Origin of the sequence: Candidatus Protochlamydia sp. R18, from assembly GCF_000648255.1 — a bacterium.
Lineage (GTDB): Bacteria > Chlamydiota > Chlamydiia > Chlamydiales > Parachlamydiaceae > Protochlamydia > Protochlamydia amoebophila.
In genome coordinates this window covers 1-2,636 of the sequence record NZ_BASL01000745.1, presented here as the reverse complement: position 1 = coordinate 2,636, position 2,636 = coordinate 1, and the positions used below count along the sequence as shown (strand labels likewise).

The 2,636-nt window shown below is 31.0% G+C and carries 4 protein-coding genes; all 4 read right to left on the bottom strand.

Going from position 1 to position 2,636, the window contains the following annotated elements; translation table 11 throughout:
• Positions 1-40 precede the first annotated feature (40 nt).
• Positions 41-442 (bottom strand): hypothetical protein, encoded by a 402-nt coding sequence (locus TY19_RS08960; RefSeq protein ID WP_042281957.1) that lies wholly within the window; start codon positions 440-442, stop codon positions 41-43.
• 575 nt (positions 443-1,017) lie between these two features.
• Positions 1,018-1,179 carry a hypothetical protein gene (locus tag TY19_RS16270; protein WP_158383172.1) on the bottom strand — a complete coding sequence of 54 codons (162 nt, stop codon included), beginning with the start codon at positions 1,177-1,179 and terminating at the stop codon, positions 1,018-1,020.
• Positions 1,180-1,472: 293 nt separating this feature from the next.
• Positions 1,473-1,730, bottom strand: a complete 258-nt coding sequence (locus TY19_RS08955) for a type II toxin-antitoxin system HicB family antitoxin (RefSeq protein ID WP_042281955.1) — start codon at positions 1,728-1,730, stop codon at positions 1,473-1,475.
• Positions 1,724-1,948 carry a type II toxin-antitoxin system HicA family toxin gene (locus tag TY19_RS26905; RefSeq protein WP_079979287.1) on the bottom strand — a complete coding sequence of 75 codons (225 nt, stop codon included), beginning with the start codon at positions 1,946-1,948 and terminating at the stop codon, positions 1,724-1,726. Before TY19_RS26905 ends, TY19_RS08955 begins: the two co-directional genes overlap by 7 nt.
• Positions 1,949-2,636: the final 688 nt, after the last annotated feature.

The window sequence follows — 2,636 nt, the reverse complement described above, 5'->3', positions numbered from 1 at the left end:
TATATATATGGTGTATAAGTGCACAGAATATTAGAATTTATTAGGAAAACCAAGGAAATAAGCCTTTTACAGAATCAACAGTGCTATCACTGCATTTATTACAACCTTCTTTAGAGGCTTTTGCTATTTTTGGTGTAGTAGAATCAATAACAGTGTTAGAAAGCTCTTTAGATTTGTTTGCTATTACTATTGAAGTAGCGTCTACAATTTGGTTAACTTGTGTAGCAACAATAGGGCAGCTCGCTTTAACCTTTTCTTTGCTTACATTCCCTGTTAATTCTCTACTTTTATCAAAGGCTAAGTCTGCACTTTGTTTTAAGCTTTCTTGTACAATAGGTGTTATTTTATCGATAATTTCATTGTTAGTCGATCTAATGGTTTCTTTAAAAAAATCAGAGTTAATAAAAACTGTAGGTCTGTCTCCAGTTGTTTGCATCATCATAATAATCTCCAAAGGTTAAAATTTGAAATCGCTCTAAACAACTTAACAGGGTTATTTTATTAAAAAAAATAAAACATATTAAATCAATAATTTAATTAAAATAAAGACAGTATAATATTAATAATATTTAATTACTCATTTTTATTTGCATGCATTGTCTTTACAATAAGTTATTTTCTTTCCTGTTTTGTCAAATTAATTTTTTAGCAGATTTCTAATTTTAATCTCAAGAAATATTAGCTTTGAAACAGAAATGTTAAGAATTGGGAAGAAAAAAGCCTACTATTTATGCTCAAAGAAAATAACCGTATTAAAAATGCCTTTCCAGCTTTAATTAAAGTTTAATTTGACGTTTTCTTTAGATGCTCTCATAAATGTTCTATTTAATATAAAACTTAAACTTTTCAAGCCAAAACAGATTAAATAGACCTATATCGATGAAATTTAAATGATAATTTATATTATTGATTGTATAAGAGGTTTTTTAAAAGAAAAATACGAAAGATTTATCGACCAACCGCCTATTTAGCAGTTGATCAATAAAGAATCGATGAATGACTAGACGTATGTCACTTTTAAGGCCGGTCTATTTGCGGCAGTGTAGCTAAACTAGCTTTTTCAGCAGCTGTAATACTATTTTTCATAATGACAGTTTGAACGGCACAAGGATTGCCTTGTAGTACTGAGCTAAATTTTTTTACATCTGTCATTGAATGTGTAAATATAATGAATGACATTGCCCCGCAAAAAAGGTCTAACAGAAAGTAAAAAATCTGCTATCCTTTGAAAAACACAAGTCGATGAAGTTTGAAGCCTTGATTTTATGTCGAATCAGCTTGCAAATAGAAAGAAAATTAGATGACTCAATATTGTAGATGAGTTTATTGGAGAGTTTGAAAATAATTATAGGCACTTAAAGTTTTCTTTTTTATTCATTAATTCAATCCTTGTTTTAAGAATTTAAAAGACATCAAGCTGTAGAAAGCTTATTGACTATGTAAGTATTAATACTCATTCCATTTTGAGCCGCTTACGCTGCGATTTTTACATAAAGATCTGAAGGCATTCTTAAGCTGAACTTTCCTGAGTACGACTTTTCTGGCTCTACTCCTCTTTCCTTACACCAATCAATATAATCATCAATAGAATCCCTAAAAGCTTGCTTGATTTCGTCAACAGTTGTTCCTTGAAAAGTAATAACAGCTCTTAATCCTGTTACTTCTCCATGAAAAATACGAGCTGTATCATCATAGAGAACAAAACCAGAATAATTTTTATATTTTAACATGGCTTTACTCCTGTATTTTCTAAAAACCTACGTACGGAAATAAGCGCACCTTTATCCGTTTCTTTTTGAGGATGCGGACGATGAAAAATGGCCTCTTGGCCGTTTAATAGAATTCTGATTCTTGAGCCTCTCCCCTCTTGAGTATCTGCACCAAGAGCAGCGAATAGGGATTCAACGTCCTTCCATTTAACGCTTGCTTGAACTGGCTTGGCAAATATCGCTTTTAATCAATTATTGCTTATTCATCGTTTTATGATGCCATAATTAAGTCGTTTAGAATAAATTTTAAATTATAATTGAAAATATGAATACGAACGAATTTAGCTGGGCAAAATTCTCAAAGATTTCGCGGTACAATAATGAAAAATGGAAGACTTACTAACGAAAAAGCAGTAAAAGCGCAGAAGCAATCCTATTAAGGTCTGGGCTAAATTTTTTACATCAGTAACTACTGTAAAGAGTTTAAAGTTGCAAAATGTCACTTCTGAAGGCTCTAGAAGCGTACTCAATCTCTAGTGACTGCTTTCCCATCTAAATGGGAAGACTTCTAAAGTTTAATTTCAGGCGTCTGATTCAAGAGGCAAAATAATTTTACTCTAAATTAAATCCCTTAAATCTTATAAGCATCTTTTCTTTTTCAGTAAACACCCTGAAACTATAAACGCTTTTTAAAATTTTTCTGTGCTTTTTTAAAGGATAGTATGATTTTCTATTTTTTGTTGTGCCCCTTTTCGCGGGCAATGTCAACACTCTTCTTTACCAAATCTGATCCGCAGTATGTACATTTTATTCTTCTCTTCTTGATTTAAAACAATTAGCTATTAAATTAGATCAGTTTCTTGAAAAACCTCGCCTATTTAGTTAGAGCTGCCAATTTCTGCTTATTTAGTCTTAAATTATTCATAA